Genomic DNA, 15,886 nt, shown 5'->3' on the forward strand with positions numbered 1-15,886 from the left:
CTGGAACGGAAAGCGACGGTTGTCAGGGGTTCCCCATTTATTCTCCAACCAGAAAGGGACTATCACAGAAAATCAGTTTTCACTGACTTTCTGGACAGCCCCTTCTTAATAAAGTATGCAAGATACCTATCATTAACTTATAGAAGTACGTTAACAGTTTCATTTTTTCCATCACATTTTAAAAGAATTTTTCCTTTCATGTTGGAAAGAGATATACGAGAGTTTAATGATTTCGGTTATCAACGGATTGTTACTATAAATGTTTTAATATGTGAACAATCGTTAGTATATAATAATGCTATCGAATTGAAACAGGAGAGTACATCGATATTGGAAATGCGGAAAGTTTATCATTTCCATTGGTATACCTTTGAATTTAGTAGTAATATGAAAATAAAATTATTAATGAGAGCAGGAGTCACAAAATAGAAAGAAGGGTGAAGTAGATGTTTACATTCGATGAAAAAAGTACGTTGTCTTTATTAAAAAAACTAGTGGAGACACCGAGTCCATCGGGATTCACAGAAAACATTATGGCGTTCATCGCAAATGAATTAAAGGCAATAGGCGTTCCTTTTAAAAAGACAAACAAAGGGGCAGTCATTGCGACGATTGCCGGCAAAGATCAAACGCGCCATCGTTTATTGACAGCTCATACAGATACGTTGGGCGCAATGGTTAAAGAGATTAAAAGTGATGGCCGATTGAAATTGACGATGGTTGGCGGTTTTAATTGGAATGCAGTGGAAGGCGAGTATTGCCAAATACATACTTTTAGCGGCAAATCAATTCGCGGCACAATTTTGATGCATCAGACGACCGTTCACGTTTATAATGATTCAGGCAGTGCAAAACGGAATGCCGATAATATAGAAGTTCGCATAGATGAAAAAGTGAAAACAGCAGCGGAAACGAGAGCTCTTGGTATTGAAGTGGGCGATTTTGTTTCCTTTGATCCTCGATTTGAAGTGACGGGTAGCGGCTTTGTTAAATCTCGCCATTTGGATGATAAAGCGAGCACCGCACTATTGTTGGAATTGGTCCGTTCATTGCATGAAAAAGGAACCGAACTTCCACATACGACGCATTTCTACATTTCAAATAATGAAGAGATTGGTTACGGGGGGAATTCCAATATTCCTGAAGAAACAGTTGAATACATCGCTGTCGATATGGGCGCGATTGGTGATGGACAGGCATCCGATGAATATACGGTATCCATTTGTGCAAAGGATTCTTCAGGGCCTTACCATTATGCATTGACAAGACAGTTAAAAACATTATGCGAGGACGAAAATATTCCGTATAAAATTGATATTTATCCTTATTATGGATCGGATGCTTCTGCAGCGATTCGCGCGGGATATGATGTAAAGCATGCTTTGTTTGGTCCGGGAATTGAATCATCCCATGCATTGGAACGCACTCATGTAGACTCTTTGCGTGCTACTGCCCAACTGCTTTACGCTTACGTTACATCAGAGATGCTCGACTAATTGGAGGTTATTATGGATACAGAAAAGTTATTTTCTATTATTCCTATAAAAAATATTAAAGGCGTCTTGCCAAAATCGGTTACAGATATTGCAGTCGATTCACGAGCTGTCAGTGCGGGGGGAGTGTTTGTCTGTATAGAAGGCTTTACGGTAGATGGACATTCATTTGTGCAAAAAGCGGTCGACCAAGGTGCGCGTGTCATTGTCGCATCGAAACCCGTTGCCGTTGACTTGGAAAAGGTTGCAGTCGTTTACGTGAAAAATACAGACAGGGCGATTGCGCTTTTGGCTCCTCATTTCTATCAATATCCTTCCAAAAGGATGACGATGATTGGAGTGACAGGAACGAATGGCAAAACGAGTGTCAGCAATATGATCCATACAATTTTGCAGCATACGGGCGAACGCTCTGCAGTTACAGGGACAATCGGCTTTAATTTGGATGGGACACTGATGGAAACAGAAAATACGACGACAGATGTGTTGACGACCCAAAAAATGATCCATCAGGCAGCCGAGGCGGATTGTTCTACGATGACGATGGAAGTTTCCTCTCACGGCTTAGTGGAAGGTCGTCTTGCAGGCACGGAGTTTGACATTGCGGTCTTTACAAACTTAACGCATGATCATTTGGATTTCCACGGAACGATGGATAATTACGGACATGCGAAGGGGTTATTGTTTGCACAGCTTGGCCAAGACTTGTCGCAACGTAAATTTGTTGTTTTAAATGCGGACGAGCCATGGAGCGAGCGCATGGAGAAAATGACGTCTTATCCTGTTTTATCCTATGGGATAAGACGGGAAGCCGATTTCCGTGCACGGGATATCGTGTTATCTCCAGATGGTACCTCATTCAAAATGGAAACGCCTGTTGGGGACTTTACTGTTCGAATGAATGTAATAGGCGAGTTTAATGTATACAATGCGTTAGCTGCAACAGCTGCACTTTTTGCGAAGGGGATGGAGATGGAAGACATTATAAATGGTTTGTCCGTTATCCCTGCTGCGAAAGGGCGGATGGAAAAGGTCGAGACGGATCTACCTCTCACGATCTATGTTGACTATGCGCATTCGCCGGATGCGATCGAAAAAGCGATCAATGCTGTATTGCCTTATAAGAAAGCGGAGCAAAAGCTCATATTTGTCATCGGAACGGGCGGTAACCGAGACCGCAAAAAACGACCAATCATGGCGGAGAAAGCGTCAATTGCCGACTATGTTATATTGACGACAGATGATCCGAGGGACGAGCCTTATGAGTCGATCCTTTCCGAGTTGGAAGCGGGCATGGCGCATAAACGTTATGCAGCTATCGGAGACCGTGCCGAAGCGGTGAAGCATGCAGTATCAGTGGCGGATGCAGGTGATATTATTATTTTTGCAGGCAAAGGTCATGAGGATTTTCAAATTGTCGGTCATGAAAAGCTGCCGCACTCAGACGCTGCAATTGCTCTGGAAGAGGCTGAAAGAAAGTTTCGGAAAGGCTTTATTGAAACTGAATGAAGAATGAGGGGCCATTATTTTGTAAATGGCCTCTTTTTTCTTTGAAAAAATGTTGAAATCATCTTTCATTCTGTCTATGCTTAAAAAAGCTGAATAGAAGGAGTTAATGATATGCAAAAACCGATAAATGAAGAAATTGCTTCGCGGCGTACGTTCGCGATCATTTCACACCCGGATGCTGGTAAGACGACGATGACGGAAAAGTTATTGTACTTTGGCGGTGCCATACGCGATGCCGGAACGGTAAAAGGAAAGAAAACAGGCAAGTATGCAACATCTGACTGGATGGAAATTGAGAAACAGCGTGGTATTTCTGTTACGTCTTCCGTATTGCAGTTCGATTATGACGGCAAGCGGGTCAATATTTTAGATACACCTGGGCATGAGGATTTCAGTGAAGATACGTATCGGACGCTCATGGCCGTTGATGCGGCTGTCATGATGGTAGACTCAGCTAAAGGAATTGAGCCGCAAACGATAAAATTGTTTAAAGTATGTCGTATGCGAGGCATTCCTATTTTTACATTCATGAACAAAATGGACCGGCAAGGGAAAGAGCCGCTTGAATTGATGGAAGAGTTGGAAGAAGTTTTAGGGATTGAATCGTATGCAATGAACTACCCGATCGGGATGGGCAAAGAATTCATCGGCGTTTATGACCGTTATAACAATCGCATCGAGCAGGCAAGAGTGGAAGGGGATAGCCATTTCCTCCCTCTGAATGAAGACGGTGAATTGGCAATAGATCATCCGATGATCGAAACTTCTTATTATCAACAAGCTTTAGAAGATGTAATGCTTTTGAATGAAGCTGGCAATGACTTCGACGAAGAACGTGTAGCAAAAGGCGAGTTGACACCCGTATTTTTTGGCAGTGCGTTAACGAATTTTGGCGTGCAAACGTTTTTAGAGACATTCCTTCAATTTGCTCCTCCACCACAGCCGAGAATAACGAAGGACGAAACGTTAATTGATCCGCAGTCGAAAGATTTTTCTGGGTTTATTTTTAAAATCCAAGCGAACATGAATCCTGCACATCGCGACCGAATCGCCTTCGTGCGAATCGTCTCAGGCGCTTTTGAACGCGGCATGTCCGTTACAGTCCCTCGTATTTCAAAATCGTTTAAGCTGACGCAAACGACTCAGTTTTTAGCAGATGATCGAGAAACAGTAAATGAAGCGGTTGCTGGGGACATTATCGGTTTGTATGATACGGGCAACTACCAAATAGGCGATACTGTTGTCGGAGGAAAGTCGAATTTCCAATTTGAAGCGTTGCCGCAGTTCACACCGGAACTGTTTGTCAGAGTAACAGCTAAAAACGTTATGAAATCGAAGCATTTTCATAAAGGGATATTACAGTTAGTCCAAGAGGGCGCCATCCAATATTATAAAACTTTGCATACAGAAGAAGTGTTATTGGGGGCGGTCGGACAGCTTCAATTCGAAGTATTTGAACACCGTATGAAAAATGAATATAACGTTGAAGTGCATATGGAACATATTGGCTCTAAAGTGGCGAGATGGATTGAAAATGAAAGCGACGTGAAAGAGTCGATGTCGGGACAACGTTCAATGTTAGTGAAAGATCGACATGAGAATTTAGTGTTTTTATTCGAAAATGACTTTGCTCTGCGTTGGTTCGGCGACAAATATCCAGATATTAAATTATATAGCCTTTTATAATGTAATGATTATGGCCCAGCAGACGGTTTAGTCGTCTATGCTGGGCTTTTTCATACGTATGCGAGTGCGCTCATGTTCGATTTGGCGAATTTCCGTATGCTTTACAGGCATTAACGCACTGGACGTCTTGAGCACACAATGCCTTCTTTTAGAGTTCAGACGAAATTGAAGACACTCTAATCTCATTATTATGTGGGACGCTTCATTTTTGAGCTTGCTGATTAATGTTATGTGAATTTAATCTATATATTGGTGTTTAGAGGCTGTAATGCGCTTCTGATGCGTTTTTGAAGGATTGGCGTTGGATGTTTTTCAGTGATTTCTATGCTCATAATTGATGTTAGGTGAAACATTCAATATGATGTAAGTAGTGCTTTTTCCGATACGAAAGGGATGTCCAGATGAGAATCAGTAACTTTTCAATTAAACGGCCTGTGTTTACAATTGTCACAATGTTTCTTGTCATCATTTTAGGTGCAGTATCTTTTTTCAAGATACCAGTAACATTAATTCCAGAGTTGAATCCACCGGTCGCTGTCGTTGTAACAAGCTATCCGGGGGCATCATCGACCGAGGTAGATGAAAAGCTGACGAAACCATTAGAGACGAGTTTATCCACTGCACCCGGACTGAAATCAATGCAGTCCTCTTCACAGGAAGGGGCTAACTTCATATTGCTGATGTTTGATTGGTCGACAAATATTGATGATGTTCAATTGGATATTATGCAAAGGATCGACCAAGTGGCTGTTCCAGATGGAGCGAACTCTCCAAGGTTCATGAAGTTTGATCCTGCACAATTTCCGGTTATCCAGCTTTCTTTAAGCAGTAAAGCAGAAGATGCTGATATTCGTAATTTAGCAGAACAGCTCGAAACGGAATTGCGCAGAGCTAAAGGGGTTGCGAGCGTTACAGTTTCAGGTAAGCTTCTGGAAGAAGTTCAAATTATCCTAAGTCAGGAAAAGCTTGAGGAATTTGGTTTAACCCAAACGGATATCGTTCAGATGGTACAAGCAAATAATGTAGCCTTGCCAGGAGAGCCGATTGACACGGAAGATGGCAAACGATTGACAACTCGGATTGTAAGTACATTTACTACGATTACAGATATCCGCAATGTCGTCGTCGGCATGAATCCGCTCACCGGAGAGAAAGTGACCGTTGGGGATGTCGGAGATGTGGCGATGCTTGAAACGGAAAGTAATTCTGAAACGCGGGCAAATGATCACCCGGCGGTTCTCATGTCCGTTCTACAAGAGTCAGGGGCAAATACAGCGTCGGTTTCTACAGCATTTAAAGATGCATTGGACGAGTTGTTGGCACAAGATGAATATAAAGATATTGAAGCAAATATTTTATTTGACCAAGGGGATTATGTGAAGTTAGCCATTAATAATATTGGTCAGTCACTGTTGCTGGGTGGGATTTTTGCAATGGTTGTTCTATTCTTCTTTTTGAGGGGCATTAAAAGCCCGATCATTATTGGAGTAGCCATTCCATATTCAGTCATCGTGACGTTTGTGTTAATGTTTTTTGCCGACTTCTCACTTAATATTATGACGCTTGGCGCTTTGGCGTTAGGAATTGGGATGCTCGTCGACAATGCAATCGTTGTCATAGAAAATATAGAACGGCATTTATCGATGGATAAAGGGCCGAAAGAGGCGGCAAGGGATGGTGCTAAAGAGATTAGTGGCGCGATAACTGCTTCTACTTTAACGACATTGGCAGTGTTCGTGCCAGTCATTTTTATTAGCGGATTGATTGGACAAATTTTCACTGAATTTGCTTTGACCATTTCATTTAGTTTGTTTGCTTCTCTCGTTGTCGCTTTGACAGTCGTTCCGATGATGGCGAGCCGAATGCTTAAAAGACCACGGAAAAACATCGAGGCGAGACGGCGTCGTTCCAAGTCGCTTAACAATTTTGAGCGCTCTGTAAAATGGTCGTTAAAGCACCGGACGCTCGTCCTCTTAACGACAGCGATTCTTCTCGTCGGAAGTGGTTTCGGTTTATACAAAGTTGGCACCGAATTTTTGCCCGCTACCGATGAAGGTTTTTTTAGCATAAATGTTAAACTGCCAAACGGTTCGTCTTTATCTGCAACGAATGAAATTGTCGAACGAATCGAAACGCGTTTGAAGAAAGAGAAGGATATAGATGTATATGTGAGCCTAATTGGTGGCAATCAGCAAAGCATGGCGGAAGGAAGTTCAAAAACGAATACTGCTGAGTTGTATGTGAAACTGTTGCCGATATCAGAAAGGGAACGCTCTGTTTTTCAATTCGTCGATGATGTGCAGCCTGAAATTGTAAAGATGGTTGGAGATGAGGCGAAGATCAATTTCAATATGCAAACTGCCGCAGGTTCAAATCCAAACACGTTAACTTTCATGGTGCAAGATACGGATGAACAAAGGCTGAATCAAGTCGTTACGAAGTTGAATAAACAACTGAAAGAAATGGATGCTGTCTTGGAAGTGTCAAATAATCTCCAAGATACGATTGAAGAAATACATGTAGATGTCAATCGAGAAAAAGCTGCTGAGTTAGGATTATCTCCTTATCAAATCGCTCAAACAGTCAATTCGATCACCCGTGGATCGACTGCTTCCCAATTTATAGATAAGCATGGAGAAGTCGTATCAATTGTTGTGAAGTATGATGAAAGATATCGGGATAGTATTAGCAACTTGAAAAAAATCAAATTAAAGACACCTTCAGGTATATTTATCACTTTAGACGAGATAGCGAATCTATCCATTAAGGAAGGTCCTGTATCCATTCAACGAGTCGATCAATCGCATTCTGTCACTTTTGATGTTAAATACGAGTCTGTTTTCACTTTAGGTGAAATGACAGAAAAGGTGAACGAGCTTTTTGATCATATTGGAGTCCCGAAAGAGACAGACATAAGTTATGGAGGAGACAGGGAGCTGTTTGAAAGTGCCATTGACGATATGCTATTAGCAATTGTGTTGGCAGTTGTATTAGTGTATATCGTGATGGCTGCACAATTTGAATCCTTCAAGTATCCGTTTGTCATTATGTTTTCGGTGCCTTTAATGATAATAGGGGTAGCAATCGGCCTATACGTTACGAATACGCCGATTAGTGTCACGGCCATTATCGGGATTTTAGTTTTGGTCGGTATTGTTGTCAATAACGGTATCGTGCTAGTCGATTATATTAATCAAAGAAAAGATAGCGGGCTTGACTCTTACGATGCGATTATCGCGTCTGTCAGAGACAGGGTTCGACCGATCTTAATGACTGCTTTGACGACGATTTTAGGTTTAATTCCGCTTGCATTAGGAATTGGGGAAGGAACAGAAATGAATCAGCCGATGGGTATTGCTGTAATAGGCGGCTTGATCAGTTCTACGTTTCTGACATTATATGTAGTGCCGATTATGTACAGTTTATTCGATCGAAAAACCAGAAGAAGAGCCGTAGCAAATACGAAATAAGTGAAATAATTGCCTTGGAAGACCGACATTGTGTTTTCCAAGGTTTTAAATTCGCTTTTTATGCATAGTATAAGTGTGAGCATCGTAAAAAATTTGAAGAATAGATTGTACGTCTGGCTATGCGATGTTATAATACATTGAAAGCGCTCAACAACTACATAATACTTTTGACAGTTGTCAAAGGGGAGTAGCTATAGGGAAACCTATTTCATAGTCGTCAATACATGGCATTTGCGCCATCGGTTATGATAGCAGGAACGTACTTAATTTCTGACTTAGCGAGACCTTTGCCTTTTATTAGGTGAGGGTTTTTTTATTGCCAAATAATAAGGAGGAATTAAGGTTGGAAGCAATATTATTGGAATACGCATGGGTACTTGTCGTACTAATTGTTTTAGAAGGATTATTAGCTGCAGATAATGCTGTCGTAATGGCTGTCATGGTTAAGCACTTGCCTAAAGTACAGCAGAAAAAGGCACTTTTTTACGGTCTATTAGGAGCGTTCGTTTTCAGGTTCGGCGCATTGTTCATGATTACATTTTTAGTAAACATTTGGCAAATCCAAGCTTTAGGAGCTGCTTATCTTTTATTCATATCGATAAAAAGCTTGATGGATAAAGGGAAGGATCACTCGGACGAAATTAAAAAGCCACGCAAACAGTCTGGTTTCTGGATGACTGTTTTAAAGGTTGAATTGGCGGATATTGCATTTGCCTTAGATTCAATGCTTGCGGCTGTCGCATTAGCTGTAACATTGCCTGAGTTAGGAGATTTCCATATTGGCGGTATTAACGGTGGACAATTCATCGTCATGCTGTTAGGAGGAATTGTCGGATTAATCTTGATCCGATTTGCAGCGAGACAGTTCGTAGTTTTGTTGGAAAAGTATCCTTCACTTGAAACAGCTGCATTTTTAATCGTTGGATGGGTCGGCATTAAGTTAGTCGTATTAACGCTAGCGCATCAAAAAGTACAGTTGATTGATACGGCATTTCCGCATTCTGCTGTTTGGAAAACGACGTTTTGGGTTGTGCTTGCAGCGATTGCTATTGGTGGATATATTACTGCAATGGCAAAAAGTAGAAAGAAAGCATAATGTTCTTCCCGGCGGCAAAATTTTGTGCCGGTTTTTTAATCTTTTCTATAGATTTTCTTTCTTTTTCATAAGAAGTTATCTAAAATGAAAAGATACTCGTCTGAGGGAAGGAACAGATTGTAATGAAGATCACAAGAGAAAAACTTCATAAATTTACGCCAGCACAAGTAATTGTATTTTATTATTTTTTGGCGATCGGTTTTTCATTTCTTTTATTGAATTTACCAGGGGTCTATAATCCAGGAGTAAAAGTTAGTTTCATCGACAGTCTATTTACTGCAGTAAGTGCAGTGAGTGTTACTGGATTGACGCCGATTAGCATAGGAGACACGTACTCTGTGTTTGGATTGTGCATGCTCATGTTAGTTCTTCAATTAGGCGGAATTGGCATTATGTCCATCGGTACGTTTTTTTGGCTGCTCATTAGAAAGCGGATTGGATTGAGGGAACGCCAATTGATTATGGTCGATCATAACCAGTATTCGTTAGCAGGTGTCGTGCAGCTCATTCAGCAAATTGTGAGGATTATCGTTTTAATTGAAGTAGTCGGCGGTATAATTCTAACAATCTACATTATGAGATTTTACGATTCATTTAGCGAAGCGCTTTTGAACGGCATGTTTTTGTCAGTGTCGGCGACTACGAACGCTGGCTTCGATATTACAGGTGTTTCATTGAAGCCTTATTTCGATGATTATTTTGTCCAAACCGTTATTATGATTTTAATTGTGTTAGGGGCAATCGGTTTTCCGGTGCTTGTCGAGGTAAAAAGCTATTTTTCAAAAAAAGTGCCAAACTTCCGCTTCTCTCTTTTTACGAAAATTACAACTGTAACTTTTGGCTTTTTACTAATATGGGGTGCACTTCTCATCTTCATTCTTGAATCCTTTCATTCGTTTAAAGGAATGGCATGGCATGAAAAAATTTTCGCCTCATTGTTCCATTCTGTTTCAGCGAGGTCAGCTGGTTTAACGACGTACGATATAACAAACTTTAGCGACGCAACGGATATTTTCATATCGTCTTTAATGTTTATAGGGGCTTCTCCAAGTTCAGTAGGAGGAGGCATAAGAACGACGACATTCGCAATTGCGGTGCTATTTTTAATTAACTTTGCCCGAGGAAATAATGTCATCAACATTTTTAAACGTGAAATTAAACTGATCGATGTTTATCGATCCTATGCTGTCATTTTATTGGCGGCTGTCATGGTGATGACAGCATTGCTTATATTATTAATAACAGAACCGACAATCCCGGTCATCCCATTGCTATTTGAAATCACTTCCGCATTCGGTACGTGTGGCATGTCTTTAGACATCACTTCCGAATTGTCATCATTTGGAAAAGTGATCATTATGATATTAATGTTCATCGGCCGCGTCGGACTAATCTCCTTCCTATATACATTAGGCGGAAAAACAAACAAACGCCCATACAGTTATCCAAAAGAAAGAGTCATTATTGGGTAATCTCAAAAGCGGAAGGAGGCGGTTAACTGCGACTGGCGTTGGAGGACTTAAAATAAAGGCGCTTTTTGCCTTTACTTTTAAGTCTGAAACGACCCGAGCAGTTGCCTCCTGTAGCTGGACGAAACAAAAGCGGAGAGGGGCGTTTAGCCCTGACAGGCACTGGAAGAACAGAGCCTAAGGCGCTTTTTGCCTTAGACTCTGTTCTGAAGTGACCCGAAGGGCTGCCCCTCGAAGTCTGGATGTATCAAAAGCGGAAGGAGGCGATTAACTGCGACAGGCGCTGGAGAGCCTGAATATAAGGCGCTTTTTGCCTTATGCTTCAGGATCGAAGCGACCCGAGAGGCTGCTGCCCGGAGTCTGGACGAAACAAAAGCGGAGGGCAGCGTTTAGCCTCGACAGGCGTTGGTCGATTTAGAGCGCCGCGTTCTGCGGCAATTTCCCAATTTGGACAGTAAAAAGGTGGAAGAGATGTACTTCCACCGCTATCGTTAGTCGTTCGCTCTTATCTTTCGCTAACTCATCTTAAATTCTTTTAGATTAAGCAAATCATTTCTTACTTCCTACGTTAATTCTGGTAAAAATATATTTTTTTATTCATTAGAGTAACGCTTTGAGAGTTTCTCTTTATGAGAATTAAACACTTCTTCTAAAGAAATGTTATATTGATTGGCGATTACAATTACGTTGCCTAATACATCTCCCAACTCTTCGATCAAAGCCTTTCGATTATTCATAAAAGAATCTGTTACTTCGTCAGGTCGATCCCTTCCAATCTCAAGAGCTCTGATGGCTCGTGCTACTTCCCCTGTTTCCTCTGCCAAAAATCCAATACGAATGAAAATATCTAAATCAGACCAGCCTCTATTTTCATAATAATCATGTACCCATTTTTGAAATTCAGTTACATCCATTTCTTACCACTCCTTAAATTTCATTTCCATAGAAGTTTAACAAACGATCAAGACTTTTGTATAATATAATTGCTGAATTCGCTAGGGGGACGGTCATAATGAAAAGCATAGCTGTATTTTGTGGTTCCAGTGCTGGAGCATCTAATGTATATATGGAAAATGCCAAAGAGTTTTGCAGGGAACTAGCCAAGCGCAATATTACCCTTGTGTATGGTGGAGCAAGTGTTGGTGTTATGGGAGCAGTTGCGGATACTGTTTTACATGAAGGTGGACAAGTCATTGGAATCATGCCTTCTTTTTTAGAGCAGAGAGAAATATCGCATAAAAGATTATCCAAGCTAATCGTAGTCGATTCCATGCATGAGAGAAAGGCTAAAATGGCAGAGCTGTCAGAAGGTTTTGTTGCTTTACCAGGTGGGCCAGGAACATTAGAAGAATTCTTTGAAATTTTTACATGGGCTCAATTGGGACTTCACCAAAAGCCATGTGGTCTTCTAAATAGTAATCATTATTTTGATCCACTCATTGAACTGTTTAACCATATGACAAAGGAGCAATTTTTACACGAAAAGTATCGCTCTATGGCGATTGTAGATGTTGAGCCGAGCCGATTACTTGATAGGTTTGATTCTTATGAACCGCCTACAATTAAAACCTACATTAAAGAAAAACAGATTTAAAAGCTAACAACAGACCGAGATAGAACCATTTGGAACTAAACTTCCTTGCCTTTAATACTTCTTGCCTTCATTTGAAATGCCTTCTTTTTCACAAAAATAAACCAATACTCAATATAGAAGGCTGCTGGATAGTCGTGAAGTGACCTTTCCAACAGCCTTTTTTGAGTGCATTAAGAGATTGCCAATGCTTCTTGGATAAAGTGGAACTGCGGTTTCTCGCCACGGCAGAAAAATGTGACGAGATAGCCCTGTTTCTCTTCAATCAATCCACTTTTCGCTTTGATTGGATCAATCGCTATAGGAGTAATAAAAGTATGCTTCCGAATATTTCGCTCATTCAAGCGGGTAGGCGTTTTTACTTTGGACAATAAATGATCGTTCGATAGGATCATCCGTTCCACGGAAGAAAGCGTTTCAGGAGAAATATCATTTTCCCACCAAATATGCCGAGGCTGGAATGAGTGGTGAGACAAATAATCGATCTTCATTAAACTCAACACAATTTCCATATTCGCTTTCGCATATGTCGTTAAAAACGCATGAAGCCGAGTATATAAATCTTGCAGTTGGTGGCCGATTCTTGCCCACCCTTTCGACTCCCAAAAGGCACCGAAATCTTGGAAGAAGTCGAAAGGTGTTTCGAAAACTTTTGAAACGAGATACTCGATTGTATGAGGCATTCGATTGTCATTCCAATATTTTTCTAAAACATCTTCTGTCTGCTTAATGCGCAATACATCATCGAAGGATAGTACATTATTTGAAAGTATTTCATAAGGTGCTTCGTCGATATATGTATAACCATATTGTTCTGCTTGGATGCGCAGTCCTGTCCCTCTAAGAAGCTTCAAGAAGCCAAGTTGCAGCTCTTCAGGACGCATGGCGAAAACATCATTGAATGTTTTTCTGAAGGAATCGTAGTCTTCTTCAGGTAGCCCCGCAATCAAATCAAGATGCTGGGCAATTTTACCGCCTTCTTTAACCATATTAACTGTCCGAGAAAGCTTTTCGAAGTTTTGCCGGCGTTTAACGAGTTCATTTGTTAAGTCATTCGTCGATTGGACGCCAATTTCGAAACGGAATAGTCCAGCTGGAGCGTTCTCATTTAAAAAGTTAATGACTTCTGGCCGCATAATATCACCAGTTATTTCGAACTGGAAAACAGTGCCCGGCTTATGCTCGTCAATAAGGAATTGAAACATCTCCATTGCGTAGCTCCGGCTTATATTAAATGTCCGATCAACGAATTTAATTGTTTTAGCTCCATTCTCCATCAAATAGCGTATGTCCTCTTTAATTGCTTCTCTATTGAAATACCGGACGCCAACTTCAATCGAGGAAAGGCAAAATTGACAAGAAAATGGACAGCCCCTGCTCGTTTCAATATAGGTTACACGATTGGATAAATGAGGAACGTCTTCCTCGAATCTAAAGGGGGAAGGCAATTCACGCAAATCTAATTTTGGTCCCGGTGCAGTCACTTTCAACTGACCATCTTCCATATAAGCAATCCCTTGAACGTCTTTCAATTCACATTTACCGGAATGGTAATCCAATAGTTGCTTAAACGTCCGTTCTCCTTCCCCAATTGCAATAAAATCGATTTCTGGCACTTTCGTTAGCCAAATGTCGTAATCATAAGTAACTTCTGGTCCTCCCGCAATTATAACAATTTCCGGATTCGCCTTTTTTAGTGTACGGATGACTTTTAATGACTCTTCAATATTCCAAATATATAAACTAAAACCTACAATTCTTGGCCTTTTCTGATAAATATCTGATACAATGTTTAATGTCGGGTCTTTTATAGTGTATTCTGAAAGTACTGGATCATAATCTGGTGCAACGAATGATTTAAGATAACGTATGGCTAGATTCGTATGGATATATTTTGCGTTCAAAGTGGCTAATACAATGTTCATGCTAAAACTCCTTTGTATTGTTACTATGCTAATGTTCTTGTTTATGTATCATTTTACACTGAAATTAGGATGAAAATACTATTTTATTACGACTGACAATATGGAATAATCAGAAATAGGGACTCTTTATGAACGAAATTTGTTAGCATGATTTATTGTTTTTTCTCATACTGTCTGTTATAGGGCACAGGAGGTATCAAGTTGGATAATCATGAAAAAGCTTTGAAAAGCATGTCGCTTCTTATGGATGACAGCAAACGGCCTGGCTTGGTTTTGGATATCGATGGTGCAATCCGTGGAATGAATGATCATTTCAAGATTCATTTTACAGCAGCATCGGGAAATATTAAAGATTTGATAGACCTGACCTCTCAGCGGACTTGGGATCAGTTTGTAGAGCGCGCTTTGCATGCTCAAGAAATGATTATGGAATTGCTGCCAATGACTTTTAAAGACGAGCAGCGTAATGAATATCACGTTCACCTTATTTACATGCCTGATCTAAAACAGGTAATTGCCTTATTTGACGCCCCTACGCTCAATGATAGGCTTTCAAATGTCTACGTAAACGCCTTTAGAAAATCTAATAATTTCATGCTCCTTGTAGACTTGAAAGGTGAGATTTACGATGTCAATGAAATGCATAGTAAATTCATCAATAAAAGTCGAGAAGAACTGATTGGAAAAAGCTTATCGGTCATCACGAAGCTTATACATCCTGATAAGACAGCCGAGTATACGAATGCGCATCTTGCTAAAGCGAAAGAAAAAGGTCAAGTCGATGTCATCATTCCTTTTTACAGAGCTCATGACGACACAAGATACTATCATATTACAACGTATCATGATAAAGAAACAAATATGTTCATCATTCAAATGGCGGATTGCACTGAAAAAGAGAATTTAGAAGTCCAATTGGCTCATTCTGGTTCATTATCTGCTGTTGGACAACTTGCTGCAAGTGTGGCGCATGAAATTCGAAATCCGATCACTACTTTAAAAGGATTCACTCAATTGTTACGTGTATCGGCTTCAGAAGACTCCATCCGCTATATTACTGTCATTGAAGATGAAATAGAAAGAATGGAGTCGATTTTAAGTCAAATGCTTGTACTGTCAAAGCCTTCTGTGAAGAAAAAGGCTGCTTTTTCGCTTTCAGAGCTCATAGAAGATATGGCTTCAGTATTATATCCGAAAGCTTTGATGGAAGGAATTGAAATCATTAAAAAAAGTGATTTCAAAAAAGCGCCGATGATTTTCGGAGATGCAGCAAAAATGAAACAGGTCCTATTAAATTTATTTAAAAATAGTTTAGACGCGATGCAAGCAGGGGGAACTTTGACGATCTGCTTGCAAGAATCGGATGATTTACTTGTTTTATCTGTACAAGATACAGGAAAAGGTATGAACCATAATCAAATTAATCAAGTTTTCATGCCGTTTTTCAGCTCGAAGCCTGGAGGAACCGGTTTAGGGCTGCCATTTGTTTTAAAGACGGTAGAAGAGCATGGAGGAACGATTTCTGTGGAGAGCGAAGTGGGAAAGGGCACTCTTTTCACAATTAAAATACCATTTGCTGCGGATAAATATTTGCAGTTAGTGAAAGATAGGGAGAGCATCGTTTCATAATCCTTTTTTGACATAATA

10 protein-coding genes are annotated in these 15,886 nt (G+C 40.5%); 8 read left to right on the plus strand and 2 right to left on the minus strand.

Annotated features, from left to right (window positions below; translation table 11 throughout):
• The first annotated feature begins 446 nt into the window (after positions 1-446).
• The 6 genes from ACFQ38_RS16980 (at position 447) to ACFQ38_RS17005 (ending at position 10,726) form a co-directional block, all read left to right on the plus strand.
• On the plus strand, positions 447-1,496 hold the full coding sequence (locus ACFQ38_RS16980) for a M42 family metallopeptidase (protein WP_381482433.1): 1,050 nt from the start codon (positions 447-449) through the stop codon (positions 1,494-1,496).
• Positions 1,497-1,508: 12 nt separating this feature from the next.
• Positions 1,509-3,002: a UDP-N-acetylmuramoyl-L-alanyl-D-glutamate--2,6-diaminopimelate ligase gene (locus ACFQ38_RS16985; RefSeq protein WP_381482434.1), complete on the plus strand. Its 1,494-nt coding sequence runs from the start codon at positions 1,509-1,511 to the stop codon at positions 3,000-3,002.
• 111 nt (positions 3,003-3,113) lie between these two features.
• Positions 3,114-4,688 carry a peptide chain release factor 3 gene (locus ACFQ38_RS16990; RefSeq protein WP_336823388.1) on the plus strand — a complete coding sequence of 525 codons (1,575 nt, stop codon included), beginning with the start codon at positions 3,114-3,116 and terminating at the stop codon, positions 4,686-4,688.
• Positions 4,689-5,089: 401 nt separating this feature from the next.
• Positions 5,090-8,158 (plus strand): efflux RND transporter permease subunit, encoded by a 3,069-nt coding sequence (locus tag ACFQ38_RS16995; RefSeq protein ID WP_381482436.1) that lies wholly within the window; start codon positions 5,090-5,092, stop codon positions 8,156-8,158.
• Positions 8,159-8,501: 343 nt separating this feature from the next.
• A complete protein-coding gene (locus tag ACFQ38_RS17000; protein WP_381482438.1) occupies positions 8,502-9,254 on the plus strand; it encodes a TerC family protein in 753 nt (250 codons plus the stop codon).
• Between the two features lie 122 nt (positions 9,255-9,376).
• Positions 9,377-10,726: a TrkH family potassium uptake protein gene (locus ACFQ38_RS17005; protein WP_336823385.1), complete on the plus strand. Its 1,350-nt coding sequence runs from the start codon at positions 9,377-9,379 to the stop codon at positions 10,724-10,726.
• 590 nt (positions 10,727-11,316) lie between these two features.
• On the opposite strand, the gene ACFQ38_RS17010 is transcribed toward ACFQ38_RS17005, so the two are convergent.
• Positions 11,317-11,637 carry a MazG-like family protein gene (locus ACFQ38_RS17010; RefSeq protein WP_336823384.1) on the minus strand — a complete coding sequence of 107 codons (321 nt, stop codon included), beginning with the start codon at positions 11,635-11,637 and terminating at the stop codon, positions 11,317-11,319.
• A 98-nt stretch (positions 11,638-11,735) separates the two neighbouring features.
• Between ACFQ38_RS17010 and ACFQ38_RS17015 the strand changes: the two genes are divergently transcribed.
• Positions 11,736-12,317: an LOG family protein gene (locus ACFQ38_RS17015; RefSeq protein WP_381482441.1), complete on the plus strand. Its 582-nt coding sequence runs from the start codon at positions 11,736-11,738 to the stop codon at positions 12,315-12,317.
• A 170-nt stretch (positions 12,318-12,487) separates the two neighbouring features.
• Here ACFQ38_RS17015 and ACFQ38_RS17020 read toward each other — a convergent pair whose 3' ends face one another.
• Positions 12,488-14,239, minus strand: a complete 1,752-nt coding sequence (locus tag ACFQ38_RS17020; protein ID WP_381482443.1) for a B12-binding domain-containing radical SAM protein — start codon at positions 14,237-14,239, stop codon at positions 12,488-12,490.
• A 201-nt stretch (positions 14,240-14,440) separates the two neighbouring features.
• Here ACFQ38_RS17020 and ACFQ38_RS17025 point away from each other — a divergent pair, with 201 nt between their 5' ends.
• Positions 14,441-15,868 carry an ATP-binding protein gene (locus tag ACFQ38_RS17025; protein WP_381482445.1) on the plus strand — a complete coding sequence of 476 codons (1,428 nt, stop codon included), beginning with the start codon at positions 14,441-14,443 and terminating at the stop codon, positions 15,866-15,868.
• Positions 15,869-15,886: the final 18 nt, after the last annotated feature.

It is taken from the genome of Sporosarcina contaminans (genome assembly GCF_042679045.1).
GTDB lineage: Bacteria > Bacillota > Bacilli > Bacillales_A > Planococcaceae > Sporosarcina > Sporosarcina contaminans.

What these genes read in the sequence shown, in the direction of transcription:
- ACFQ38_RS16980 (WP_381482433.1), top strand. Translation starts at nt 447, where the DNA reads ATGTTTACATTCGATGAAAAAAGTACGTTGTCTTTATTAAAAAAACTA.
- ACFQ38_RS16985 (WP_381482434.1), top strand. Translation starts at nt 1,509, where the DNA reads ATGGATACAGAAAAGTTATTTTCTATTATTCCTATAAAAAATATTAAA.
- ACFQ38_RS16990 (WP_336823388.1), top strand. Translation starts at nt 3,114, where the DNA reads ATGCAAAAACCGATAAATGAAGAAATTGCTTCGCGGCGTACGTTCGCG.
- ACFQ38_RS16995 (WP_381482436.1), top strand. Translation starts at nt 5,090, where the DNA reads ATGAGAATCAGTAACTTTTCAATTAAACGGCCTGTGTTTACAATTGTC.
- ACFQ38_RS17005 (WP_336823385.1), top strand. Translation starts at nt 9,377, where the DNA reads ATGAAGATCACAAGAGAAAAACTTCATAAATTTACGCCAGCACAAGTA.
- ACFQ38_RS17010 (WP_336823384.1), bottom strand. Translation starts at nt 11,637, where the DNA reads ATGGATGTAACTGAATTTCAAAAATGGGTACATGATTATTATGAAAAT.
- ACFQ38_RS17015 (WP_381482441.1), top strand. Translation starts at nt 11,736, where the DNA reads ATGAAAAGCATAGCTGTATTTTGTGGTTCCAGTGCTGGAGCATCTAAT.
- ACFQ38_RS17020 (WP_381482443.1), bottom strand. Translation starts at nt 14,239, where the DNA reads ATGAACATTGTATTAGCCACTTTGAACGCAAAATATATCCATACGAAT.